This is a genomic window from Enterobacter vonholyi (genome assembly GCF_040834095.1).
Classification (GTDB): Bacteria; Pseudomonadota; Gammaproteobacteria; order Enterobacterales; family Enterobacteriaceae; genus Enterobacter; species Enterobacter vonholyi.
The window spans coordinates 1,449,933-1,472,843 of sequence record NZ_CP162152.1 but is presented as its reverse complement, the minus strand read 5'-3'; the positions used below and the strand labels follow the sequence as shown (position 1 = coordinate 1,472,843).

Here is a 22,911-nt window from a genome sequence, read left to right as displayed (position 1 = left end):
AGGATCAGGATCTACCATGTCTTCTATCGTCGACACATCACTTTCAAACCTGCCGCAGCCTAAATCCGGCTGGCAGCTCTTCAAAAAACTGGCTTTCGGTGAGATCGCGCCCGGGCTGGCATGGGAAAAAACCGCCTACAGACGTAAGTTCATGCTGCGTTCACTGGCGACACCGCTCAGCACCGCTCGCCTGCTGTCTGACCTTGCAGAACATCCGCACCTGATGCAAATGCTCCAGGTTCAGCCGGGACTGCCCTGCCGCCTTCATCGTCCGTGGTTGACGGTCAATATGGATAGACAGCGTACGCTGGAATCGCTGTCATGGCACTATCAGATGATGTGTCGCCAGCTGCCGGCAAAGCTGACCAGTGGTTACCTTTCAAAGCAGGGCGTGACTCTGCTGACCTTAACCGGAAAAGATGAACAGCAATTTACCGTCCGTCTGTGTGCCGATGCGTTTATGGATAAAGAGGGAGAAGCTACCCTCGTTTTCTGTGACGGTCAAAATACGGCGCTGGCGGAGATGACCTTTACCCTCTGCCAGTTTGAGGGAAAATCGACGCTGTTCATTGGCGGTTTGCAGGGCGCAAAAGCGCATGTTCCGCATGAGCTGATCCAGGGTGCGACGAAAGCCTGCCATGGCCTGTTCCCGAAACGTCTGCTGGTCGAGGCCGCCATGATCCTCGGCGCCGCGTTCCCGGTAGAGCAAATTGTCGCGGTCAGTAACGATACGCACATTTACCGCAGCTGGCGCTACCGCAAGAAAAAAGAGGGGAAACTGTTGGCCGATTACGACAGTTTCTGGATCTCCATCGGCGGTGAAAAGCAGGACAGCGGTAACTTTATGCTGCCGCTCGTCATGCCGCGTAAACCAATGGAAGAGATCGCCAGCAAAAAGCGTTCCGAATATCGCCGCCGCTACGAGCTGCTGGATAGCCTGATTCAGCAGGTGAAACAGGCGACCCAACGTTAATCTGCTCTCCCGCGAGCCAGCCACAGCACGCGGGAGAACATCTTCCGCAACAGGGTCGGTACCGCCTCCACGCCCCGCCTCCCCGCCTCCGTTGCCACTTCAATGGCTAAATCCGGTTTTGAGGAACGATGAATAGCTTTGGCGATCACGCGCCGCATGTTCATCGGGACATCGACCGGCACCATGGCAATTCGGTGGAATACGTCGTCAAACCCCTGACGATACATAAAGTGTTCCATGTCCATGGCGGGCAGCATAGTTAAATGGTCGCGCTCTTCCTCTCGCTCGTTACTCAGCAGGCTTCGCACGGTCGAGGCATATTTTTTGCCAGCCTCATCGCCGTCGACCAGAACGTGCCACTCGATCCCCATCCGGCGGGCAAATTTTATCAGTGGCTTTAATCCCGACTGGGCGAACTCGATTACCTTGATGCCTTCCGCATCAAAATGGTGGCCGCACTGGCGCGCCAGTTCGTTGATGACCCAGGTTTCCGTTTCCCCCTCAACCAGCAGCCAGCAGCGGGCAAAGAGCGACGACGCCCGGTTAAAGCGAATATGGAACGCGATGCGCCGCCCGTCTTCCGCGTTCAAACCGCCCGGCCCAAGCCGGAAAGCAGAGACGCGGGAGGATTCACGCACCAGGCGACAGACGTGTTCTACCGGCGTCAGCGATAATAGCTCCCCGGAATTGGTGGTCGTAATACGCTGGAGCGGCAGCAGATTCAGCAGATGCCATGCCACGGAGAGCATGATGGGATGGAGGCGCGTTTCCGGGTCTTCCACCAGCAGCAGCGGTCGGGCGTCCCGGTCAAGACGAACGGTGCCTTTGGCCTGCAGAAGCGTTGAAAACAGCCCCAGCAGAATCACCCGATGGGTACGACCTCCGGGCCTGTCGATCATCCGGTTAATGATGTCGAGATAACGCCAGCTTCGCTGCTCATCATGAGAGCGGCGGCGCATCAGACGATGGCGCGACTCAGAGGTTCCCTGCTCGGAAAAATAGTGCTCCAGAAGCTGTACCATTGCGGACAACCCCTGACGAATTTGGCCATCAGTAAGGTTCTGCGGACGCGACACCAGCTCTCTTGCCAGAAAATCCAGCTCGCGGGCGGTGACTTCCACTTCCGGCATATTGGGTACGGTACCGTTACGAATACGCCGCATAAAACGCGCATCGCGCAGGCGTAACACCGGCGTCAGACGGATCAGGTGACGGGCCAGATCGTCGATATTGTCCAGCGGGATGGGGTTAGCTTTCTCATCGAGAAAATCACGCAGGGTGAGTACCCCCTCGTTCTCCGCCATCTCACCTTCCAGCCGATAGAAAATCCGTTGAAAACCGTCATCGCACGGCACCCAACAGGGTGACAGCGGGCGGAAGCGACGCACGCGGTGACGTCCGGGTTCGGATTCGCGGAACGTCAGGATGATGTGCAGGTGCTTCTCTCGCCCCGTCACGTCGCCGGGGGGAAACCAGAAATCGTCGCGAACAAAGTGATACAGATCGTCCTCGGGCGAAAGCAGTAGCGTCAATGCATCCAGCAGGCTGGACTTGCCCCACGCGTTCTCGCCGATCAGGACGTTGTTTTGCTCCAGCTGCAGTGACAGGCGGTTAATACCGCGAAACCCGACAATTTCCACACGTTCGAGAAGCATAAATCCCCCGACAAATGATCACTTTTTCCTTCAAGTTATCAGCAGTATAGCGGGAGGTGCTCTGTCACGACAGCATAACATTCACCCTTACAAGAATTGGTCTATGCTCTATTTACCGCTGATTTGAACAAGGATTGACATCACATTGCCTTAAATCAAATTAATCGAATTTATTTAAGTGGCGAAGGGATGTTGTTGGTTTCTAAAATACGGGCTCTTCGAGTCGTCATCCCTTTATGGCGATATATCCCGCGCGCGGGAAAGCGTGCGGAAAATTTTTGAGGTGGTTATGTTTAGAAAATTGGCAGCAGAATGCTTTGGTACATTCTGGCTGGTATTTGGTGGCTGCGGTAGTGCCGTTCTGGCAGCAGCATTCCCGGAATTAGGCATTGGTTTTGTCGGCGTCGCGCTGGCTTTTGGTTTAACCGTATTAACCATGGCGTTTGCCGTCGGGCATATTTCCGGCGGTCATTTTAACCCGGCCGTGACATTAGGTTTATGGGCCGGCGGTCGTTTTTCGGCGAAAGAGGTAATTGGTTATATTGTGGCGCAGGTGGTTGGCGGTATTATTGCGGCTGGCGTTCTGTACGTGATTGCCAGCGGTAAAGCCGGGTTCGACGCGGCGGCCAGCGGCTTTGCCTCTAACGGCTTCGGCGAGCATTCTCCGGGCGGCTACTCCATGTTGTCTGCCATCGTGATTGAAATTGTGCTGACCGCCGGCTTCCTGCTGGTGATCCACGGCGCAACCGACAAACATGCGCCGGCTGGTTTTGCCCCGATTGCCATTGGTCTGGCGCTGACGCTTATCCACCTGATTTCTATTCCGGTCACCAACACCTCCGTTAACCCGGCACGCAGTACCGCCGTCGCCATCTTCCAGGGCGGCTGGGCGCTCGAGCAGCTGTGGCTGTTCTGGGTGATGCCAATTATCGGTGGTATCCTGGGCGGCGTGCTGTACCGCACCCTGCTGGAAAAACGCGATTAATTGCTCGCGGTGTCGGGTGGCGCTAACGCTTACCCGACCTACGTGAGAGTGCAATTGTAGGCCGGGTAAGGCGTAGCCGCTACCCGGCTTTCTTTTGTCGCTTTACTGAACAGCCTTTATTGGGTAGTGTCACTGGCGCTTAACCGATACTCAAAAAGGACCGGCTGTTCATGTTTTCAGGACTCCTCATCATTTTGTTGCCCTTGATCGTGGGCTATCTTATTCCGCTCCATCGTGAATCCGCATTAAGGCTCATTAATCGATTCCTCAGCTGGATTGTCTACGTGATTCTTTTCTTTATGGGGATTAGCCTGGCATTTCTGGACAACCTGTCAGCGAATTTACTCTCAATTCTCCATTATTCTGTCGTCACCGTAGTCGTTATTTTGCTGTGCAATATTGCCGTACTGCTGTGGCTGGAACGCACTATTCCATGGAAAAATCACCATCATCAGGAAAAGCTTCCTTCACGAATTGCAATGGCGCTTGAATCATTAAAATTATGCGGCGTCGTGGTGCTCGGCTTTCTTCTTGGGCTGACCGGTTGGGCTTTTTTACAGCACGCGACAGAGGCCAGTGAATATACGCTGATCTTCCTGCTGTTCCTGATTGGTATTCAGCTGCGAAATAATGGCATGACCCTGAGGCAAATTGTCCTGAACCGTCGGGGAATGATGGTTGCCGTCATTGTTGTCGCCAGTTCCATGGTGGCGGGCGTCATTAATGCCTTTGTGCTCGATCTGCCGCTGAAAACCGGCCTGGCGATGGCGTCAGGTTTTGGCTGGTACTCCCTCTCCGGTATTCTGCTTACTGAATCATTCGGCCCGGTGATCGGTAGCGCCGCCTTCTTTAACGATCTGGCGCGAGAGCTGATCGCCATCATGCTGATCCCGAGCCTGGTTCGCCGCAGTCGTTCTACCGCGCTGGGCCTGTGCGGTGCGACGTCGATGGACTTTACCCTGCCGGTATTACAACGCTCCGGCGGGCTGGAGATAGTGCCCGCGGCTATCGTTCACGGCTTCATTTTAAGCCTGCTGGTTCCGGTTCTGATGGCCTTTTTCTCAGCCTGATACTTCTTTGGCGGTAGGTTTCCTGCCGCCAAAATTGCGCTAAATCAATCTCCCTCTATTTTGTAGCAGAAAGCCCTTTCCACCGTTCAGGCACGAGCATAACCTTAAACATGTATATCAAATATAACTTTAACAGGTGTGATTATGTTTTGTGTGCAATGTGAACAAACCATCCGTACCCCGGCAGGCAACGGCTGCTCCTACGCACAGGGTATGTGCGGCAAAACCGCAGAAACATCTGACCTGCAGGACCTGCTGATTGCGGCTCTGCAAGGCCTTTCCGCCTGGGCGTTCAAAGCCCGCGAATACGGCATAGTCGACCACTACGTCGACAGCTTCGCCCCGCGCGCGTTTTTCTCCACGCTGACCAACGTTAACTTCGACTCTCCGCGCATTGTCGGCTACGCCCGCGAAGCGATTGCCCTGCGTGAAGCGCTGAAGGCACAGTGTCTGAAGGCGGATGCCAGCGCCCGCGTGGAAAACCCGATGTCAGAACTTCAGCTGGTCAGCGACGATCTCGGCGACCTCCAGCGCCAGGCGGCAGAATTCACCCCGAACAAAGACAAAGCGGCGATTGGGGAGAACATTCTCGGCCTGCGCCTGCTGTGCCTGTACGGCCTGAAAGGCGCTGCGGCGTATATGGAGCACGCGCACGTTCTGGGTCAGTACGACAATGAGATTTATGCGCAGTACCACAAAATCATGGCGTGGCTGGGCACCTGGCCTGCCGATATGAATGCCCTGCTTGAGTGCTCAATGGAAATCGGCCAGATGAACTTCAGGGTGATGAGCATTCTGGACGCCGGTGAAACCAGCACCTACGGCCACCCGACGCCAACGCAGGTCAACGTCAAGGCTACCGAAGGCAAGTGCATCCTGATCTCCGGTCACGACCTGAAAGATCTCTACAACCTGCTGAAGCAAACCGAAGGCACCGGCGTTAACGTTTATACCCACGGTGAAATGCTGCCCGCGCACGGCTACCCGGAGCTGCGTAAATTTAAGCATCTGATCGGTAACTACGGCAGCGGCTGGCAGAATCAGCAGGTGGAGTTCGCCCGCTTCCCGGGCCCTATCGTGATGACATCTAACTGCATCATCGACCCTACCGTCGGCGCGTACGATGACCGCATCTGGACCCGCAGCATCGTCGGCTGGCCGGGCGTGAGCCATCTTGAAGGTGATGATTTCGGTCCGGTTATCGCCCAGGCGCAGCAGATGGCGGGCTTCCCGTACAGCGAGATCCCGCACCCGATCACCGTCGGCTTCGGTCGCGAGACGCTTCTCGGCGCCGCCGATTCACTGATCGATCTCGTCAGCCGTGAAAAGCTGCGCCACATCTTCCTCGTCGGCGGCTGCGACGGCGCGCGCGGCGAGCGTAACTACTTCACCGATTTCGCCACCAGCGTGCCGGAAGACTGCCTGATCCTGACCCTGGCGTGCGGTAAATACCGATTCAACAAGCTGGACTTCGGCGATATCGAAGGCCTGCCGCGCCTGATTGATGCGGGCCAGTGTAACGATGCTTACTCGGCCATCATTCTGGCGGTCACCCTGGCGGAGAAACTGGGCTGCGGCGTGAACGATCTGCCTCTGTCCCTGGTGCTGTCATGGTTTGAGCAGAAAGCGATTGTCATCCTGCTGACCCTGCTCTCTCTTGGCGTCACCAACATCGTGACCGGACCGACCGCGCCAGGCTTCCTGACGCCGGACCTGCTGGCCGTGCTGAACGAGAAATTCGGTCTGCGTTCCGTGACCAACGTTGAAGACGATATGAAGCAGCTGCTGAGCGCGTAAGGAGGGATTCATGACCATGCCAACCTCACAATGCCCGTGGCGGATGCAGGTTCATCACATCCATCAGGAGACGCCGGATGTGTGGACGCTGTCGCTGTTGTGCCATGACTACTATCCATATCGTGCAGGCCAGTATGCGCTGGTCAGCATTCGCAATTCGGCGGACACCCTGCGCGCCTACACGCTCTCCTCGACGCCGGGCGTGAGCGAATACATTACGCTCACCGTCCGCCGCATTGACGACGGCGCGGGCTCCCAGTGGCTGACGCAGGACGTGAAGCGCGGGGATTACATCTGGCTGTCCGACGCGCAGGGGGAATTCACCTGTGACGACAAAGCTGACGATAAATTCCTGCTGCTGGCGGCGGGCTGTGGCGTAACGCCGATTATGTCAATGCGCCGCTGGCTGGCGAAGAACCGCCCCCAGGCCGACGTGCAGGCGATCTTCAGCGTCCGTTCCCCGGAAGATGTGATTTTCGCCGAGGAGTGGCGTGAATATCCGGTGACGCTGGTGGCTGAGCACAACGCGACCCACGGTTTTGTGCCCGGTCGCCTGAGCCGCGAGCTGCTGCAAAGCGTGCCGGATGTTGCGAACCGAACGGTGATGACCTGCGGCCCGGCGCCGTACATGGCTATCGTGGAAGAAGAAGTGAAAGCGCTTGGCGTAACCCGCTTCTTCAAAGAGCAGTTCTTCACGCCGGTGGCGGAAGCGGCAAGCAGCGGCGTTAGGTTCACCAAACTGCAGCCTGCCCAGACCTTCTTTGGCCGCGTGGGGACCACGCTGCTGGAGGCGCTGGAAAGCAACAAGGTGCCGGTAGCGGCTGCCTGTCGTGCTGGCGTGTGTGGCTGCTGTAAAACCAAAGTGGTTTCCGGTGAGTACACCGTCACCAGCACCATGACGCTGTCCGACGCGGAAATTGCCGAGGGTTACGTGCTGGCGTGCTCGTGCCATCCGCAGGGGGATTTGATCCTCGCATAAACGATAAACGTTCGTTCGTAGGCCCGGTAAGCGTCAGCGCCACCGGGCTTTTTTGCCGGGCGGTACTGCGTTTACCCGACCAACAATTTTACCGCCACGCGGGCGCTTTACCCAGCGCAAACCGCCCTGCCCCTAATAACGCGACAGCCAGCGAGCCGATAAAGAAGTACACCAGGCTTTCAATCGCCCATGCCCCAACCTTATCAAGGGCGAACGTTTCACCCATTCCCACCATCAGCCACGCCACAATCATCGTAAACGCCAGTACCAGCGCGGCCGGCCGCGTAAACAACCCGACAATAATCAGGATCGGCGCCACGACTTCGCCAACCAACACGCCGTAGGCGATAAATCCCGGCAGCCCTTTTTCCACCAGCATGCCGCTGATAAACCCCACGCCGCCAAAAAGCTTGTGCAAACCGTGAAAAAGCATCAGCCCGCCGACGGCAAGTCGTAACAAGAGTTTGCCAAGATCGTCGCACGATAGCTTTTCATTAACAGCAATTAACAATGATTTAACCATTTGAAATTATTCCTGTTTTAACTGATACACTGCCAGATTATGCCGAATAATTGCGCGTGAAAAGCACCTTTTAATTGTGGGGATACGACGGGCAATACGGAGACTTTCTTCTAAGCTTGTAAGCGTTATCACAAAAAGGAGACGGACAACCATGAAACAAACCGTGGCTGCATATATAGCGAAAACGCTCGAACAGGCTGGCGTAAAACGTATCTGGGGCGTCACCGGCGACTCCCTGAACGGACTCAGCGACAGCCTTAACAAGATGAAGACCATCGAATGGATGCCGACCCGCCATGAAGAGGTTGCCGCCTTCGCCGCAGGCGCTGAAGCGCAGCTTACGGGTGAACTGGCCGTGTGTGCGGGCTCGTGCGGACCGGGTAACCTTCATCTGATCAACGGTCTCTTCGACTGTCACCGCAATCACGTGCCGGTGCTGGCGATTGCCGCCCACATCCCCTCGTCCGAAATCGGCAGCGGCTATTTTCAGGAGACGCATCCGCAGGAGCTGTTCCGTGAATGCAGCCACTATTGCGAACTGGTTTCATCCCCCGAGCAGATCCCTCAGGTGCTGGCGATCGCCATGCGTAAAGCCGTGCTGAATCGCGGCGTTTCTGTGGTCGTTATTCCGGGCGATGTGGCCCTCAAGGCTGCGCCAGAAGGGGCAAGCACTCACTGGTATCACGCCCCGCAGCCCGTCGTCACGCCAGCAGAAGAGGAGCTGAAAAAGCTGGCGCAGCTGCTGCGTTACTCCAGCAATATCGCCCTGATGTGCGGCAGCGGCTGCGCTGGCGCGCACAAGGAGCTGCTGGAATTTGCCGGAAAGCTGAAAGCGCCGATTGTCCACGCCCTGCGCGGCAAAGAGCACGTCGAGTACGACAACCCCTACGATGTTGGCATGACCGGACTGATCGGTTTTTCTTCAGGCTTCCACACCATGATGAACGCCGACACGCTGATCCTGCTTGGTACCCAGTTCCCGTATCGCGCGTTCTACCCGACGGATGCCAAAATCATTCAGATTGATATCAACCCGGCCAGCATCGGCGCGCACAGCAAGGTCGATATGGCGCTGGTGGGCGATATCAAATCCACCCTTTCCGCCCTGCTGCCGCTGCTGGAAGAGAAAACCGACCGCAAGTTCCTTGATAAGGCGCTAAGCGACTATCGCGATGCCCGCAAGGGGCTGGACGACCTCGCAAAACCAAGCGACAAAGCCATTCACCCGCAGTACCTGGCGCAGCAAATCAGCCATTTCGCGGACGACGACGCCATTTTTACCTGCGACGTGGGCACGCCAACCGTCTGGGCGGCACGCTATCTGAAGATGAACGGCAAGCGTCGCCTGCTCGGCTCGTTTAACCACGGCTCGATGGCCAACGCCATGCCGCAGGCGCTGGGCGCAAAAGCCACGGCGCCGGAGCGTCAGGTGGTGGCGATGTGCGGCGACGGCGGGTTTAGCATGCTGATGGGGGATTTCCTGTCGGTAGTACAGATGAAGCTCCCGCTAAAAATCGTGGTATTTAACAACAGCGTGCTGGGCTTCGTAGCGATGGAGATGAAGGCCGGAGGCTATCTCACGGACGGTACCGAGCTGCACGACACCAACTTCGCGCGCATCGCCGAGGCCTGCGGCATCACCGGTATTCGCGTGGAGAAAGCCTCCGAGGTGGATGAAGCCCTGCAGCGCGCCTTCTCCATAGACGGCCCGGTGCTGGTGGATGTCGTCGTCGCCAAAGAAGAGCTGGCGATCCCGCCGCAGATCAAGCTTGAGCAGGCCAAAGGCTTTAGCCTGTACATGCTGCGCGCAATCATCAGCGGCCGAGGCGACGAGGTGATCGAACTGGCAAAAACCAACTGGCTCAGGTAAAACATTTCGCATGACCTCTTAAATTAAAGGGATGTGAAATGATTGATTTACGCAGTGATACCGTTACCCGCCCGAGTCGGGCCATGCTCGAAGAGATGATGACCGCTCCGGTCGGGGACGACGTCTACGGTGACGATCCAACGGTAAACGAACTGCAGCGCTATGCGGCAGAACTGAGCGGCAAGGAGGCCGCCCTGTTTATGCCGACAGGCACACAGGCGAACCTGGTCGCGCTGCTCAGCCACTGCGAGCGAGGTGAAGAGTATATCGTCGGCCAGGGCGCGCATAACTATCTCTACGAAGCCGGCGGTGCGGCCGTGCTCGGCAGCATTCAGCCGCAGCCGATTGACGCCGCGCCGGACGGCTCCCTGCCGCTCGATAAAGTCGCGGCGAAAATCAAAGCCGACGATATTCACTTCGCCCGCACCAAACTGCTCAGCCTCGAAAACACCCACAACGGCAAAGTGCTGCCGCGCGAGTACCTGAAGGCGGCGTGGGAATTTACCCGCGAGCGTAAACTCGGCCTGCACGTGGACGGCGCGCGTATCTTTAACGCCGTAGTGGAGTATGGCTGCGAGCTGAAAGAGATTACGCAATACTGCGACTCGTTCACTATCTGCCTGTCAAAAGGACTGGGCACGCCTGTAGGTTCACTGCTGGTTGGCAATACGGACTACATCAAGCGCGCCAACCGCTGGCGCAAAATGACCGGCGGCGGGATGCGTCAGGCGGGTATTCTGGCGGCTGCCGGGCTGTATGCCCTGAAAAACAACGTGGCGCGTCTGAAGGACGATCACGACAACGCCGCGTGGATGGCGGCGCAGCTGCGCGAGATTGGCGCCGACGTGATGCGCCACGACACCAACATGCTGTTCGTCCGCGTGGGCGAGGATCGCGCCGCTGCGCTTGGCGAATTTATGAAATCACGTGGCGTGCTGATCAACGCCTCACCTGTCGTGCGCCTGGTCATGCATCTCGACGTGAGCCGCGAACAGCTGGCGGACGTGGTACAACACTGGCAGGCGTTTTTACAGCGATAAGGAACATCACGTGCCGCAACGAATTCTGGTGCTCGGCGCCAGCGGGTACATCGGTCAGCATCTCACCGCGGCGTTAAGCCAGCAGGGACACCAGGTGCTGGCTGCGGCACGCAACACCGAACGCCTGCAAAAACTCGGTTTGCCTGGCGTCACCTGCCACAACGTTGACCTCAACTGGCCGAAGGAACTTCCCGCCCTGCTGGAAGGGGTCGATACGCTTTACTACCTGGTGCACAGCATGGGCGAAGGCGGGGATTTTATCGCCCACGAGCGGCAGGTGGCGATGAACGTTCGCGATGCGCTGCTGCAAAACCCGGTTAAGCAGGTGATTTTTTTAAGCTCGCTTCAGGCTCCCGAGCATGAGCAATCCGATCATCTGCGTGCCCGCCAGCTGACGGCTGAGACCCTGCGCGGCGCCAATATTCCCGTCACCGAACTGCGCGCCGGGATCATCGTTGGCGCAGGCTCCGCCGCCTTCGAAGTGATGCGCGATATGGTCTACAACCTGCCGGTACTCACGCCGCCGCGCTGGGTGCGTTCGCGCACCACGCCGATTGCGCTGGAGAACCTGCTGCATTATCTGATAGCCCTGCTGGATCGCCCGGCGGAGCAACACCGCGTGCTGGAGGCGGCAGGCCCGGAAGTCCTGAGCTATCAGGAGCAGTTCGAACATTTCATGCACGTCAGCGGACGCCGCCGCTGGCTGATCCCCATCCCCTTCCCGACCCGCTGGATTTCGGTGTGGTTTTTGAATGTGATCACCTCCGTGCCGCCGACGACCGCCAAAGCGCTTATCCAGGGGCTGAAGCACGATTTACTGGCGGACGATCGCGAGCTGCGCGCCTTAATTCCCCAGGAGCTGAGCCGCTTTGACGATGCCGTGCGCAAAACGCTCAAGGAAGAAGAACAGCTGGTGAACTCCAGCGACTGGGGTTACGACGCTCAGGCGTTTGCCCGCTGGCGCCCGGAGTACGGCTATTACCCGAAACAGGCGGGCTGCACGGTGAAAACCAACGCCAGCCTGGCCGCTCTGTGGGAAGTGGTGAACCAGATTGGCGGCAAAGAACGGTATTTCTTCGGTAATATCCTCTGGCAAACGCGCGGGGCGATGGACCAGCTGGTGGGCCACCGGCTGGCAAAAGGCCGTCCGGCACGCCCGTATCTTGCGGTGGGCGACGCGGTCGACAGCTGGAAGGCGATCATCGTCGAGCCGGAAAAACAGCTGGCGCTGCTGTTCGGTATGAAGGCCCCGGGGCTGGGCCGGATCTGCTTTACCCTGAAAGACAAAGGGGATTATCGTGAACTGGACGTGCGCGCCTGGTGGCATCCGCACGGAATGCCGGGTCTGTTCTACTGGCTGTTGATGATCCCTGCCCACCTGTTTATCTTCCGGGGGATGGCGAAACGCATTGCGCAACTGGCAGAACAAAAGACGGAAAAGATCTAAATAAAACTCTCTTTCTTTCACCTTTCCCATTGCATAGCGCCGTAATTCACGAAAGAATGCGCACGAAATTCTTTTCAACACAGTGGATTGATATGAAGGTACTGGTTACCGGGGCGACCAGCGGCTTAGGCCGAAATGCGGTCGAATTTCTGCGCAACAAGGGCATCAGCGTCAGGGCTACCGGTCGCAACGAAGCGATGGGTAAACTGCTGCAAAAAATGGGCGCAGAGTTCGTCCATGCCGACCTGACGGAGCTCGTCTCCTCGCAGGCGAAGGTGATGCTCGCCGGTATCGACACGCTGTGGCACTGTTCCAGTTTTACCTCCCCGTGGGGGACCCAGGAAGCCTTCGATCTCGCCAACGTGCGGGCTACCCGCCGTCTGGGTGAATGGGCCGTTGCCTGGGGCGTGCGTAACTTTATTCATATCTCGTCACCGTCACTCTATTTCGACTATCACCACCATCGTGACGTGCAGGAAGATTTCCGCCCTGCTCGCTTTGCCTGCGAGTTTGCCCGCAGCAAGGCGGCCAGCGAAGAGGTCATCGACCTGCTGGCGCAGTCAAACCCGCATACCCGCTTTACGGTCCTGCGTCCGCAGAGCCTGTTCGGGCCGCACGACAAGGTGTTTATTCCGCGTCTGGCACAGATGATGCACCACTACGGCAGCGTGCTGCTGCCGCGCGGCGGCGATGCGCTGGTCGATATGACCTATTACGAAAATGCCGTTCACGCCATGTGGCTGGCCAGCCAGCCGAACTGCGATAAGCTTACCTCCGGTCGCGCCTACAACATCACCAACGGCGAACCGTGCACGCTGCGCAGCATTGTGCAGCGCTTAATTGACGAGTTGCAGATCGACTGCCGTATCCGTTCTGTTCCCTATCCAATGCTGGATATGATTGCCCGCAGCATGGAGCGCTTTGGCAGTAAATCAGCCAAAGAGCCTGCGCTGACGCATTACGGCGTCTCTAAACTTAACTTTGACTTCACGCTGGATATTTCGCGTGCGGAGAATGAGCTAGGGTATAAACCGATTGTGACGCTGGATGAGGGGATTATGCGCACCGCGGCGTGGCTGCGGGACCACGGGAAGCTTCATCGGTAGATCGGGCCCGATATTTTTACGATGAAAAAAAGCGGCAACCCGAAGGTTGCCGTTTGTCATTTTGCTGATTACAGCGCAGTCCACGCGTCCTGCCATGCAATTAGATTGTCAACCACGTTTGCGAGTAATTTCGACTGAGGAAACTATAAAACATTTACGCCGCGAATGTGATTAGAAAATTAGTCCAAAAGGAGACCGTGTAAAAGTGGAGTCGGGTAACCCGAGGGATTACCCCTGCCCGTAGCGCTCTAACAGCGCCTCCGCGATTGCCAGCGTTTCGCGATCGGTTACGCCGTCCCAGCGCGCCGGGCGAAAATGCATCTGAAACGCGACGATCACGCGCTTCTGCTGTGCGTTCGTCATGTTATCGGTCACCTCATAGCCGTAGCGCGCCAGCAGATCGAGCAGCACCTTCGGCTCAACAAGCTCATCTCGCGGCTTGCCGTTCAGGTAAAACGCCACCCGCGCCGGGTCGGGCCATGCGCCAATCCCCTGCAGCGCCAGCTGACGCCATGGGAACAGCGGGCCGGGATCGTCTTTGCGCTGCGGGGCGATATCAGAATGGGCCACCACATTTTCAGGTTTGATGTTGTAGCGGGTGATAATGTCTTTGGCGAGCGGCACCAGCGCCGCAATCTGCGCTGGCTCAAAAGGGGTAAAGTGCTTAACGCCCGACGTCTTTTGCCAGCCACGGTTCTCCAGCTCAATGCCGACAGACGTATCATTGATGCGGTTGGTGCCGCGCCAGAAGCTGATGCCCGCATGCCAGGCCAGTTCGCTCTCGGGTACCAGCTGCCAGATGCGCGGCTTGCCGTCCGGTGCGGGAGGCTTGGCAGGGATCAAATAGTGAGAGCTGACGTTTTTATCCGTCAGCGTGGCCAGCGAGCTGTCAAAATCATCCGCGGTGTAGTGGATCACCAGCACCTTGATGCGCGGATAAGCCGCCTGAGCCTGATGACGCGTATCCAGCTCGTAGGCGCCTTTGTCGATAACCCCTTTTTCCGAGGCACATCCTGCCAGCAGCAGCGCCAGCAGGAGCGCGGCAAACGAACGCCTCATCTCAGGGTTTTCACCGCCGTACCGCTTACGCTCACCATCAGCATGCTGCCATCTTTCCCGACCGTCTCGTAGTCGATATCAATCCCCACGACCGCATCAGCGCCGAGGGCTTCCGCCTGCTCGCCAAGCTCTTTAAAGGCGATTTCACGCGCTTTACGCAGCTCTTTTTCATATGCGCCCGAGCGGCCGCCAACGATATCGCGGATACCGGCAAAAAAGTCACGGAAGATATTGGCGCCGAGAATCGCTTCACCGGTGACCACGCCGCAGTACTCGGTGATGGTCTGCCCTTCCAGGGTTGGCGTTGTTGAAAACTGCATGGTTTCTCTCCTTCTTTAGCGTTCAATGCCTTAGGCACAGCATTATCGGTTCGTTACGCTATGATTGAAAGGATAGTTAATAAATAAGGAAAGCAACATGCGCTATTCAGCTTTAACACTTTTAGTGCCCTGCGCGCTGGTGCTCAGCGCCTGTACCACCACGGTCACGCCTGCCTTTAAGGATATCGGTACCCGCAGCGGCCCCTGCATTGAGGGCGGCCCGGACACCGTGGCGCAGCAGTTCTATGATTATCGCATTCAGCACCGCAGCAACGATCTCACCGGCCTGCGCCCGTATCTGAGCGATGGTCTGGCAAAACTGCTTAACGATGCCACCCGCGATCCGCAGCACAACGCCCTGCTGAAATCCGATCCATTCTCCAGCCGCGCCACGCTGCCGGACAGCGCCGAAGTGGCGAGCGCATCAACCATTCCGAACACGGATGCCCGCAATATTCCGCTGCGCGTTAAGCTGACGCAGGGAACCCAAACCTGGCAGGATGAAGTGCTGATGATCCGTGAAGGACAGTGCTGGGCGGTAGACGACGTGCGCTACGTGGGCGGCAGCGTTCATGCCCCGGCAGGCACGCTGCGCCAGTCGATTGAAAATCGCTAAACCCGTCGATATAACCTGGTAACCCCCGTAAAATGTGCGGCATTTCTTGCGGAATGCCGACATTTATACTCGTCGACCTTGCCGTTCGCTATTTTGTGCTATGTTTAAGAGGAAATACGGGTTATATTTAACTTTTAACGCAGAAATATTGCATAACTATTCTGTCAACGGTACTATCTGCGGCCTCAATTGCTATAGATTGCCTGGATGAGTAAAGACTGCCCCGATGAGTATTAAACTAAACGGCATTAACTGCTTCTACGGCGCACACCAGGCGCTGTTTGACATCACGCTGAACTGCCCGGAAGGCGAAACGCTGGTTTTGCTTGGCCCAAGCGGTGCAGGCAAAAGCTCCCTTCTGCGTGTTCTTAATCTGCTTGAAATGCCCCGTTCAGGTACGCTGGCAATTGCCGGTAACCACTTTGATTTCGCGAAGACGCCGTCTGATCAAGCGATTCGCGAGCTGCGTCAAAACGTCGGCATGGTCTTCCAGCAATACAATCTCTGGCCGCACCTGACCGTGCTGCAGAACCTGATTGAAGCCCCGTGCCGCGTGCTGGGGTTAAGCAAGGATCAGGCGATCGCCCGTGCCGAAAAGCTGCTGGATCGTCTACGCCTTAAGCCCTACAGCGACCGCTACCCGCTGCACCTGTCCGGTGGTCAGCAGCAGCGCGTGGCCATTGCCCGTGCGCTGATGATGGAGCCCGCGGTACTGCTGTTTGATGAACCGACCGCGGCGCTGGATCCGGAAATCACCGCCCAGATCGTCAGCATCATTCGCGAGCTGGCGGAAACCAACATTACGCAGGTTATCGTCACCCACGAAGTAGAAGTGGCGCGCAAAACCGCCAGCCGTGTGGTCTACATGGAAAACGGGCATATCGTTGAGCAAGGTGATGCGAGCTGCTTCGCTAACCCGCAAACCGATGCCTTCAAAAACTATTTATCTCATTGATTGTGTCAGGGGAAATATAATGAAAAAAGTATTACTTGCCGTGCTGCTTGCTGGCGTTACCCTTTCCGCTACCGCAGCTCAGACCATTCGTTTCGCCACGGAAGCCTCTTACCCTCCGTTTGAATCCATTGATGCGAACAACAAAATTGTTGGCTTCGACGTAGACCTGGCAAACGCCCTGTGTAAAGAGATCGATGCGACCTGCACCTTCAGCAACCAGGCGTTCGACAGCCTGATCCCAAGCCTGAAGTTCCGCCGTATCGACGCCGTAATGGCCGGTATGGACATCACCCCGGAGCGTGAAAAGCAGGTGCTGTTCACCACCCCTTACTACGACAACTCCGCCCTGTTCATTGGTCAGAAAGGCAAATTCACCTCTGTCGATCAGCTGAAAGGCAAAAAAGTGGGCGTGCAGAACGGCACCACGCACCAGAAATTCATCATGGATAAGCATCCGGAAATCACCACCGTGCCATATGACAGCTATCAGAACGCGAAGCTGGATCTGCAGAATGGCCGTATCGACGGCGTATTTGGCGATACCGCTGTCGTGACCGAATGGCTGAAAGCCAACGACAAGCTGGCGCCAGTGGGCGACAAAGTGACCGATAAGGATTACTTCGGTACCGGTCTGGGGATTGCCGTTCGTCAGGGCAACACTGAGCTGCAGCAGAAATTCAACGCTGCGCTGGAAAAAGTGAAGAAAGACGGCACCTACGAAACCATCTACAAAAAATGGTTCCAGAAGTAATTCCTGATGAATGAAATTTTTCCTTTAGCAAGCGCCGCCGGGATGACCGTCGGCCTTGCCGTTTGCGCACTGATTATCGGCCTCGTGCTGGCGATGTTCTTTGCGGTGTGGGAATCCGCGAAATGGTTCCCCGTCGCCTGGACAGGCTCCGCGCTGGTCACCGTGCTGCGTGGGCTACCGGAAATTCTGGTAGTCCTGTTTATCTATTTCGGTTCCTCACAGCTGCTGCTCACGCTGTCGGACGGCTTCACCCTTAATCTCGGCTTTGCGCAGATCCCGGTGCAGATGCAGATCGAAAACTTCGACGTCAGCCCGTTCCTGTGCGGCGTGATTGCCCTCTCCCTGCTCTACTCCGCATACGCGTCGCAAACCCTCCGCGGTGCGCTGAAGGCCGTGCCGCAGGGTCAATGGGAGTCGGGTCAGGCGTTAGGTCTGTCGAAATCAGCCATCTTCTTCCGTCTGGTGATGCCGCAGATGTGGCGTCATGCCCTGCCGGGTCTCGGCAACCAGTGGCTGGTGCTGCTGAAGGATACCGCGCTGGTGAGCCTGATTAGCGTCAATGATTTAATGCTGCAAACCAAAAGCATCGCCACCCGTACTCAGGAGCCCTTTACCTGGTACATTGTGGCGGCGGCGATCTACCTGGTGATCACGTTGCTCAGTCAGTACATTCTCAAGCGTATTGACCTGCGAGCGACGCGCTTTGAACGGAGACCAGGCTGATGCTTGAATATTTCCCCGAGTTGATGAAAGGGCTGCATACCAGCCTGACGCTGACCGTGGCGTCCATTATCGTGGCGCTGATCCTGGCCCTTATCTTCACCATCATCCTGACGCTGAAAACGCCGGTGCTGCTGTGGATTGTGCGCGGCTACATCACCCTGTTTACCGGTACGCCGCTGCTGGTGCAGATCTTCCTGATTTACTACGGCCCGGGCCAGTTCCCGTCGCTGCAGGAGTATCCGGTTATCTGGCATCTGCTTTCTGAGCCGTGGCTGTGTGCCCTGATTGCCCTTTCGCTGAACAGCGCGGCCTATACCACCCAGCTGTTCTACGGAGCGATCCGCGCCATCCCGGAAGGCCAGTGGCAGTCCTGCGGGGCGCTGGGCATGAGCAAGAAAGACACGCTGGCGATCCTGCTGCCGTACGCCTTTAAGCGCGCCCTCTCCTCCTATTCCAACGAAGTGGTGCTGGTATTCAAGAGTACCTCGCTGGCCTACACCATCACCCTGATGGAAGTGATGGGTCACGGACAGCTGCTGTACGGGCGCACCTATGACGTGATGGTGTTCGGCGCGGCGGGCGTGGTCTATCTGGTGGTGAACGGTCTGCTGACGCTGATGATGCGCCTGATCGAGCGTAAAGCGCTGGCGTTTGAGCGCAGAAATTAACCACGAAAATGCATAAAACGGTATTCATGAAGCGGGTAACCTGATGGGTTATCCGCTTTTTTTTGCGATAAAGATAATACTTAATCATTTTTATTGCATATAAATTCATTAACTGGCATTGTACATCCATGCCGCAGACACGGCGCATCAATAAGACAGACGGGAGCATTACAATGAAAAAGTTAGTTCTGGCCGCATTACTCGCCACCTTCGCCGCTGGCGCATCCGCAGCTGATAAAATCAATTTCGGCGTGTCCGCCACCTATCCGCCGTTTGAATCACTGGATGCCAGCAACCAGATTGTCGGTTTCGATATCGACCTGGCGAAAGCGCTGTGCAAACAAATGCAGGCCGACTGCACCTTTACTAACCATGCTTTTGACAGCCTGATCCCGTCGCTGAAGTTCAAAAAATACGACGCGGTAATCTCCGGGATGGACATCACGCCTGAGCGCAGCAAGCAGGTCGCGTTCACCGACCCGTACTACGCCAACTCGGCGGTGGTCATTGCGAAGAAAGGCGCTTATACCTCATTCGATCAGCTGAAAGGCAAACGCATCGGGATGGAAAACGGCACCACGCACCAGAAATATCTCCAGGACAAACATCCGGAAGTGAAGACCGTGGCCTATGACAGCTACCAGAACGCGATTATCGACCTGAAAAATGGCCGTATCGACGGCGTCTTCGGCGATACCGCCGTGGTGAACGAGTGGCTGAAAACCAATCCGCAGCTGGGCACCGCAACCGAGAAAGTGACCGATCCGCAGTACTTCGGCACGGGTCTGGGTATCGCGGTACGTCCGGATAACAAAGCCCTGCTGGAAAAACTGAACGGCGCGCTGAAGGCGATTAAAGCAGACGGTACGTACCAGAAAATTAGCGAGCAGTGGTTCCCGCAGTAAGATTTTTTTGCCGGGTGGCTCGGCCTACGGGGGTGGTAGTCTGTAGGCCGGGTCAGGCGAAGCCGCCACCCGGGAATTTCTCAGAGTGGCACAAAGAACCTGAACCGTGCTCCGCTCGCCGACTCCATCAGCCTGATCCCACCCCCGTGCAGCTCCAGCATCCGTTTCACAATCAGCAGCCCCAACCCGCCGCGATTCTCTCTCGACGCCTGAGTATTGAGCGCCGACGGCCGCTGGAACAAATCGTCGCGCAGCGAGGCATCCACGCCCGCTCCGCTGTCGGAGACTTCAACCTGCAGCCGTTCATTTTCCTGCCACACCGCCAGGCGAATCTCCCCGCCGCCAGGCGTATGGCGCATCGCGTTATCCAGCAGGTTGGTCACCACGCGTTCAATCATCGACACATCGGCGTTTATCAGCGGCAGCGGCCCCGGCACGTCAATATGCAGATTGACCTCGCGCGTGCGGGCGGTGAGCTCAAACTTCTGCGCCACGTCGGAAATCAGCTCTCCCATCGCGAACCGCTCGCGCTGGGGTTTAATACCGCCGTACTCCAGGCGCGCCAGCTCAAACAGCTGCTGAGAAAGATGACGGACCTTTTGTCCCTGGCGCAGCGCGGTGGCGAGATACTGCTGGTGCTCCTGCGGCGTCAGCGTGGCGGATTTGAGCGACAGAGTTTCGAGATAGCCCAGCAGCGAGGTCAGCGGCGTACGGAGATCGTGCGAAATATTGGCGATAAACTCCCGGCGCTGGCGATCGCTGTCGGCCAGCCGATCCCACTGCTGGGTGATTTTGCGCGCCAGCTCGATAAAGCTGTTGCGCAGGATCGCCACTTCATCTTTTGCCGCCGCGTCCGACGTCTGTCCCGCCAGCAGCCTGATGGCGCTTATGCTGTCCTGCTCCAGCCCGGCGACCTCCACCGTCAGCTGTTTGACCGGGCGCGTGACCCAGTACCAGACCAGCAGCCCTGCCAGCAGCCCAAACAGCGCGACCCACAGCAGCGACCACAGGACGGTACTCCACAGCGCCTTGTGCCAGGCCATCTCCGCAAGAGCATTTGACTCCTCGCCCTGCAAAATAATGTACAGATAGCCTTTTAGCTCGCCGTCCTGCCGCAGCGGCGTGGCGCTAAAGACCTTTTTATTTTGACTGCGAGGATCGTCGCCCAATACCGGCATGGGCGCGCCGCTCAGGAAGCTCTGCACCGGCGCCAGGTCGATTTTTTGCCGCTGAATATGGCCCGGCGGTGCGGCATCGGCGAGGATATCGCCGTCCGGGGAGACGACGTACAGCTCAACGCTCGGATTAAAGGTCATCAGCCGATCGAACAGCGGCTTGAGTGCCGTTCGGTCGACCCTGCCCTGCCCGTCCAGAATCGGTTCCCGCTGAACGATCTGCTGCGCCAGCCCGCCCGACAGCCGCTGCACCATCGCGTTACCGTACTGCGTACTGCTGTAGAGCTGTACAGCGCAGGCGACGGTGGCGCAGAGCATCATCAGCAGGATGAACAGCAGCGTCAGGCGCTGGCTCAGGCTAAAGCGGCGCATCATGATTTGGCTCCGCAAATTTATAGCCCTTGCCCCAGACGGTGCGAATAATCTCCGGCTCGGCGGCGTCCTTCTCAATCTTGATGCGCAGGCGATTGATATGGGTATTGACGGTGTGCTCGTAGCCTTCGTGCTGGTAGCCCCAGACCTGCTCCAGCAGCGCCAGACGGGAGAACACCTCGCCGGGATGACGGGCAAAGAAGTAGAGCAGTTCGAACTCGCGCGGGGTGAGATCCACCACCTGGCCGTGAAGCAGCACGCTGCGCGCCAGCGGATCGATGGTCAGTCCGTGAGCCTGAATTTGACCGTCGGTTTGCGCCTGCCCCATCGCCTGCTGGCGACGGAACAGCGCTTTGATGCGCGCAATCAGCTCCTGCACGGAGAACGGTTTTGCCAGATAGTCATCGGCGCCGGTTTCCAGCCCGGTGATGCGGTCGGTTTCACTGCTGCGGGCGCTGATGATGATCACCGGCAGGTAGCGCGTCATCTGACGGATGCGGCGGCAAATCTCCAGGCCGTCAACGCTGGGCAGCATCAGGTCGAGGATCACCGCGTCCCACGTCTGAGCTTCAAGACGCTGCAGGGCTTTGCCCCCGTCGGGTTCGTGGGTGATGGCGTAGCCTTCGTCTTCTAAATTGAGTCGCAGAAGCGCCGCGATATCGTGGTCGTCTTCCACCAGCAGGATCTGCTTCATGGGTAAGCCTTCATTCATTTCTTATGACGTAAGCTTACCTGATTTCGCCGGGATGAAGAGTTCACATTTTGTTTAAGATTTTACGAGCAACGTCAGCACTTCATAGTGTGCGGTGTGCGGGAACATATCAAAAAGCTGAACGCGTTCAACGCGATAGCCCGGTAGTTGCGCAATGTCTTTTGCCATGGTCTGCGCGTTGCAGCTGGAATAGATGATGTACTCTGGCGCCATCTGGCTCAGGTAGTCGCACAGCGCATTGCCGATGCCGCGGCGCGGCGGGTTGACCAGCACCAGCTCAGGCACGTTGCCCTGGCCGGTGGCGAACTGCGTGGAGTCGAGCGCCTGGAAGCGCAGATTCGTTAACCCCAGCTCAGACGCAGACTGCTTCGCGCAGGCAATCGCTTCGGCAGAGATCTCAATGCCGGTGAGCTGCATCTCCGGCGTGGCGCAGTGCAGGCCAAACCCGCCCACGCCGCAGAAGAGATCCCACATGTGGTGAACGTTTAACGCACGAACCCAGTCGCGGGCGGCGGCGTACAGGCTGCTTGCTACGGTCGGGTTGGTCTGGAAGAAGCTTTGCGGGCGGATCCACAGCGGCACCCCGTTGAAGCTTTCGGCCAGCGCGTGCTGGTCGGTGAAGAAAATCTCTTTCTCCCCTTCCATGATTGCCATATGCACGGGCTGAATGTTTGCCGTAATGACCTTCAGCTGCGGAAGCTGCGCCTGCAGCCACGGCAGCGCCGCGCGCAGCTGCTCCAGCTTGGTTTCAGAGCGCAGCACGAAGCGCAGCATCATGCCGCCGTCTTTCTGGCTTTCCGTCAGCAGAAGGTATTTCAGCTCGCCGCGCTTGCGGGCCACGCTGTAGGGCGTTAAGCCCGCCCGCGCGATAAACGGTTTCAGTGCGGCAAAGACAGGCTCAAACGAGTCGGGATACAGCGGGCAGTCGGTTAAGTCTTCCGGCGTGCCGTCGCGGTGCAGCATCCCAAGCAGCGGTTTTTCTACGCTGCCGCTGACCACCATTTTGGCTTTATTGCGAAAACCCTGTTCAGGGCCGCTGACGGGTGCGCACCACTCGCCCACCGCGTGTTCTGCCAGCAGCTGTTGCAGGTCAGCCATTTTGGCGGTGAGCTGTTGAGGGACCGGCTGTTCTATCCACTGACAGGAGCGGCAGCGTCCGGCGTCATAGAGTGCGCACTGCATATGAAAACCTTAAAAATCACGAGGGCTG

22 protein-coding genes are annotated in these 22,911 nt (G+C 57.5%); 15 read left to right on the top strand and 7 right to left on the bottom strand.

Features of this window, described 5'->3' with window-relative positions:
• The first annotated feature begins 16 nt into the window (after nucleotides 1-16).
• The gene (locus AB3N39_RS06950; protein WP_133294084.1) at nucleotides 17-973 is read left to right on the top strand and encodes a VirK/YbjX family protein; all 957 of its coding nucleotides are present in this window, start codon (nucleotides 17-19) and stop codon (nucleotides 971-973) included.
• Here AB3N39_RS06950 and AB3N39_RS06945 read toward each other — a convergent pair.
• On the bottom strand, nucleotides 970-2,628 hold the full coding sequence (locus AB3N39_RS06945) for an ATP-dependent endonuclease (RefSeq protein ID WP_115874620.1): 1,659 nt from the start codon (nucleotides 2,626-2,628) through the stop codon (nucleotides 970-972). The genes AB3N39_RS06950 and AB3N39_RS06945 overlap by 4 nt on opposite strands.
• 289 nt (nucleotides 2,629-2,917) lie before the next feature.
• Here AB3N39_RS06945 and aqpZ point away from each other — a divergent pair, with 289 nt between their 5' ends.
• The 4 genes from aqpZ to hcr all read left to right on the top strand — a co-directional run bounded on the left by aqpZ (nucleotide 2,918) and on the right by hcr (nucleotide 7,459).
• Nucleotides 2,918-3,613, top strand: a complete 696-nt coding sequence (gene aqpZ / locus AB3N39_RS06940; protein WP_133294083.1) for an aquaporin Z — start codon at nucleotides 2,918-2,920, stop codon at nucleotides 3,611-3,613.
• Between the two features lie 170 nt (nucleotides 3,614-3,783).
• Entirely contained in the window at nucleotides 3,784-4,683 is a 900-nt protein-coding gene (locus AB3N39_RS06935) for a lysine exporter LysO family protein (protein WP_367897168.1), read from the top strand.
• 144 nt (nucleotides 4,684-4,827) lie between these two features.
• On the top strand, nucleotides 4,828-6,480 hold the full coding sequence (gene hcp, locus AB3N39_RS06930) for a hydroxylamine reductase (RefSeq protein ID WP_136194611.1): 1,653 nt from the start codon (nucleotides 4,828-4,830) through the stop codon (nucleotides 6,478-6,480).
• Between the two features lie 10 nt (nucleotides 6,481-6,490).
• Nucleotides 6,491-7,459, top strand: a complete 969-nt coding sequence (gene hcr, locus AB3N39_RS06925; RefSeq protein ID WP_367897167.1) for an NADH oxidoreductase — start codon at nucleotides 6,491-6,493, stop codon at nucleotides 7,457-7,459.
• 88 nt (nucleotides 7,460-7,547) lie between these two features.
• Here hcr and AB3N39_RS06920 read toward each other — a convergent pair whose 3' ends face one another.
• Entirely contained in the window at nucleotides 7,548-7,982 is a 435-nt protein-coding gene (locus AB3N39_RS06920; protein ID WP_367897166.1) for a DoxX family protein, read from the bottom strand.
• A 151-nt stretch (nucleotides 7,983-8,133) separates the two neighbouring features.
• Here AB3N39_RS06920 and poxB point away from each other — a divergent pair, with 151 nt between their 5' ends.
• From poxB to AB3N39_RS06900, 4 genes are all read left to right on the top strand, one after another.
• Nucleotides 8,134-9,852 carry a ubiquinone-dependent pyruvate dehydrogenase gene (gene poxB / locus AB3N39_RS06915; RefSeq protein WP_126302814.1) on the top strand — a complete coding sequence of 573 codons (1,719 nt, stop codon included), beginning with the start codon at nucleotides 8,134-8,136 and terminating at the stop codon, nucleotides 9,850-9,852.
• A gap of 38 nt (nucleotides 9,853-9,890) precedes the next feature.
• Nucleotides 9,891-10,892: a low-specificity L-threonine aldolase gene (ltaE, locus tag AB3N39_RS06910; RefSeq protein WP_348942646.1), complete on the top strand. Its 1,002-nt coding sequence runs from the start codon at nucleotides 9,891-9,893 to the stop codon at nucleotides 10,890-10,892.
• Between the two features lie 10 nt (nucleotides 10,893-10,902).
• The gene (locus tag AB3N39_RS06905; RefSeq protein ID WP_367897165.1) at nucleotides 10,903-12,339 is read left to right on the top strand and encodes a DUF2867 domain-containing protein; all 1,437 of its coding nucleotides are present in this window, start codon (nucleotides 10,903-10,905) and stop codon (nucleotides 12,337-12,339) included.
• Between the two features lie 92 nt (nucleotides 12,340-12,431).
• Complete coding sequence (locus tag AB3N39_RS06900; protein ID WP_143344879.1) at nucleotides 12,432-13,445, top strand: NAD(P)-dependent oxidoreductase; 1,014 nt, start codon at nucleotides 12,432-12,434, stop codon at nucleotides 13,443-13,445.
• A 228-nt stretch (nucleotides 13,446-13,673) separates the two neighbouring features.
• Here the strand turns inward: AB3N39_RS06900 and AB3N39_RS06895 are convergent, their stop codons facing one another.
• On the bottom strand, nucleotides 13,674-14,504 hold the full coding sequence (locus tag AB3N39_RS06895; protein ID WP_143344878.1) for an N-acetylmuramoyl-L-alanine amidase: 831 nt from the start codon (nucleotides 14,502-14,504) through the stop codon (nucleotides 13,674-13,676).
• The gene (locus AB3N39_RS06890) at nucleotides 14,501-14,824 is read right to left on the bottom strand and encodes a heavy metal-binding domain-containing protein (protein WP_008500028.1); all 324 of its coding nucleotides are present in this window, start codon (nucleotides 14,822-14,824) and stop codon (nucleotides 14,501-14,503) included. The genes AB3N39_RS06895 and AB3N39_RS06890 overlap by 4 nt, the downstream gene beginning before the upstream one ends.
• Nucleotides 14,825-14,921: 97 nt before the next feature.
• Here AB3N39_RS06890 and AB3N39_RS06885 point away from each other — a divergent pair, with 97 nt between their 5' ends.
• The 6 genes from AB3N39_RS06885 (at nucleotide 14,922) to artJ (ending at nucleotide 19,442) form a co-directional block, all read left to right on the top strand.
• Nucleotides 14,922-15,440 carry a lipoprotein gene (locus tag AB3N39_RS06885; RefSeq protein WP_059445567.1) on the top strand — a complete coding sequence of 173 codons (519 nt, stop codon included), beginning with the start codon at nucleotides 14,922-14,924 and terminating at the stop codon, nucleotides 15,438-15,440.
• A 226-nt stretch (nucleotides 15,441-15,666) separates the two neighbouring features.
• On the top strand, nucleotides 15,667-16,395 hold the full coding sequence (artP, locus tag AB3N39_RS06880; protein WP_288462805.1) for an arginine ABC transporter ATP-binding protein ArtP: 729 nt from the start codon (nucleotides 15,667-15,669) through the stop codon (nucleotides 16,393-16,395).
• A gap of 19 nt (nucleotides 16,396-16,414) precedes the next feature.
• Nucleotides 16,415-17,146 carry an arginine ABC transporter substrate-binding protein ArtI gene (artI, locus tag AB3N39_RS06875; protein WP_008500032.1) on the top strand — a complete coding sequence of 244 codons (732 nt, stop codon included), beginning with the start codon at nucleotides 16,415-16,417 and terminating at the stop codon, nucleotides 17,144-17,146.
• Between the two features lie 6 nt (nucleotides 17,147-17,152).
• Entirely contained in the window at nucleotides 17,153-17,869 is a 717-nt protein-coding gene (gene artQ, locus AB3N39_RS06870) for an arginine ABC transporter permease ArtQ (protein ID WP_025756069.1), read from the top strand.
• Entirely contained in the window at nucleotides 17,869-18,537 is a 669-nt protein-coding gene (artM, locus tag AB3N39_RS06865) for an arginine ABC transporter permease ArtM (RefSeq protein ID WP_367897164.1), read from the top strand. The genes artQ and artM overlap by 1 nt, the downstream gene beginning before the upstream one ends.
• A gap of 173 nt (nucleotides 18,538-18,710) precedes the next feature.
• On the top strand, nucleotides 18,711-19,442 hold the full coding sequence (gene artJ, locus AB3N39_RS06860; protein ID WP_021240923.1) for an arginine ABC transporter substrate-binding protein ArtJ: 732 nt from the start codon (nucleotides 18,711-18,713) through the stop codon (nucleotides 19,440-19,442).
• Between the two features lie 80 nt (nucleotides 19,443-19,522).
• Here artJ and AB3N39_RS06855 read toward each other — a convergent pair whose 3' ends face one another.
• From AB3N39_RS06855 to rlmC, 3 genes are all read right to left on the bottom strand, one after another.
• Nucleotides 19,523-20,992, bottom strand: coding sequence for a sensor histidine kinase (locus tag AB3N39_RS06855; protein WP_367897163.1), 1,470 nt, complete (start codon nucleotides 20,990-20,992; stop codon nucleotides 19,523-19,525).
• A complete protein-coding gene (locus AB3N39_RS06850; protein WP_115874592.1) occupies nucleotides 20,976-21,683 on the bottom strand; it encodes a response regulator transcription factor in 708 nt (235 codons plus the stop codon). The genes AB3N39_RS06855 and AB3N39_RS06850 overlap by 17 nt, the downstream gene beginning before the upstream one ends.
• A 72-nt stretch (nucleotides 21,684-21,755) precedes the next feature.
• The gene (rlmC, locus tag AB3N39_RS06845; RefSeq protein WP_136194592.1) at nucleotides 21,756-22,883 is read right to left on the bottom strand and encodes a 23S rRNA (uracil(747)-C(5))-methyltransferase RlmC; all 1,128 of its coding nucleotides are present in this window, start codon (nucleotides 22,881-22,883) and stop codon (nucleotides 21,756-21,758) included.
• Nucleotides 22,884-22,911 lie beyond the last annotated feature (28 nt).

Bases quoted from the DNA above. Each gene is read 5' to 3' on its own strand.
- AB3N39_RS06950 (WP_133294084.1), top strand. From the start codon at position 17: ATGTCTTCTATCGTCGACACATCACTTTCAAACCTGCCGCAGCCTAAA.
- AB3N39_RS06945 (WP_115874620.1), bottom strand. From the start codon at position 2,628: ATGCTTCTCGAACGTGTGGAAATTGTCGGGTTTCGCGGTATTAACCGC.
- aqpZ (WP_133294083.1), top strand. From the start codon at position 2,918: ATGTTTAGAAAATTGGCAGCAGAATGCTTTGGTACATTCTGGCTGGTA.
- AB3N39_RS06935 (WP_367897168.1), top strand. From the start codon at position 3,784: ATGTTTTCAGGACTCCTCATCATTTTGTTGCCCTTGATCGTGGGCTAT.
- hcp (WP_136194611.1), top strand. From the start codon at position 4,828: ATGTTTTGTGTGCAATGTGAACAAACCATCCGTACCCCGGCAGGCAAC.
- hcr (WP_367897167.1), top strand. From the start codon at position 6,491: ATGACCATGCCAACCTCACAATGCCCGTGGCGGATGCAGGTTCATCAC.
- AB3N39_RS06920 (WP_367897166.1), bottom strand. From the start codon at position 7,982: ATGGTTAAATCATTGTTAATTGCTGTTAATGAAAAGCTATCGTGCGAC.
- poxB (WP_126302814.1), top strand. From the start codon at position 8,134: ATGAAACAAACCGTGGCTGCATATATAGCGAAAACGCTCGAACAGGCT.
- ltaE (WP_348942646.1), top strand. From the start codon at position 9,891: ATGATTGATTTACGCAGTGATACCGTTACCCGCCCGAGTCGGGCCATG.
- AB3N39_RS06900 (WP_143344879.1), top strand. From the start codon at position 12,432: ATGAAGGTACTGGTTACCGGGGCGACCAGCGGCTTAGGCCGAAATGCG.
- AB3N39_RS06895 (WP_143344878.1), bottom strand. From the start codon at position 14,504: ATGAGGCGTTCGTTTGCCGCGCTCCTGCTGGCGCTGCTGCTGGCAGGA.
- AB3N39_RS06890 (WP_008500028.1), bottom strand. From the start codon at position 14,824: ATGCAGTTTTCAACAACGCCAACCCTGGAAGGGCAGACCATCACCGAG.
- AB3N39_RS06885 (WP_059445567.1), top strand. From the start codon at position 14,922: ATGCGCTATTCAGCTTTAACACTTTTAGTGCCCTGCGCGCTGGTGCTC.
- artP (WP_288462805.1), top strand. From the start codon at position 15,667: ATGAGTATTAAACTAAACGGCATTAACTGCTTCTACGGCGCACACCAG.
- artI (WP_008500032.1), top strand. From the start codon at position 16,415: ATGAAAAAAGTATTACTTGCCGTGCTGCTTGCTGGCGTTACCCTTTCC.
- artQ (WP_025756069.1), top strand. From the start codon at position 17,153: ATGAATGAAATTTTTCCTTTAGCAAGCGCCGCCGGGATGACCGTCGGC.
- artM (WP_367897164.1), top strand. From the start codon at position 17,869: ATGCTTGAATATTTCCCCGAGTTGATGAAAGGGCTGCATACCAGCCTG.
- artJ (WP_021240923.1), top strand. From the start codon at position 18,711: ATGAAAAAGTTAGTTCTGGCCGCATTACTCGCCACCTTCGCCGCTGGC.
- AB3N39_RS06855 (WP_367897163.1), bottom strand. From the start codon at position 20,992: ATGATGCGCCGCTTTAGCCTGAGCCAGCGCCTGACGCTGCTGTTCATC.
- AB3N39_RS06850 (WP_115874592.1), bottom strand. From the start codon at position 21,683: ATGAAGCAGATCCTGCTGGTGGAAGACGACCACGATATCGCGGCGCTT.
- rlmC (WP_136194592.1), bottom strand. From the start codon at position 22,883: ATGCAGTGCGCACTCTATGACGCCGGACGCTGCCGCTCCTGTCAGTGG.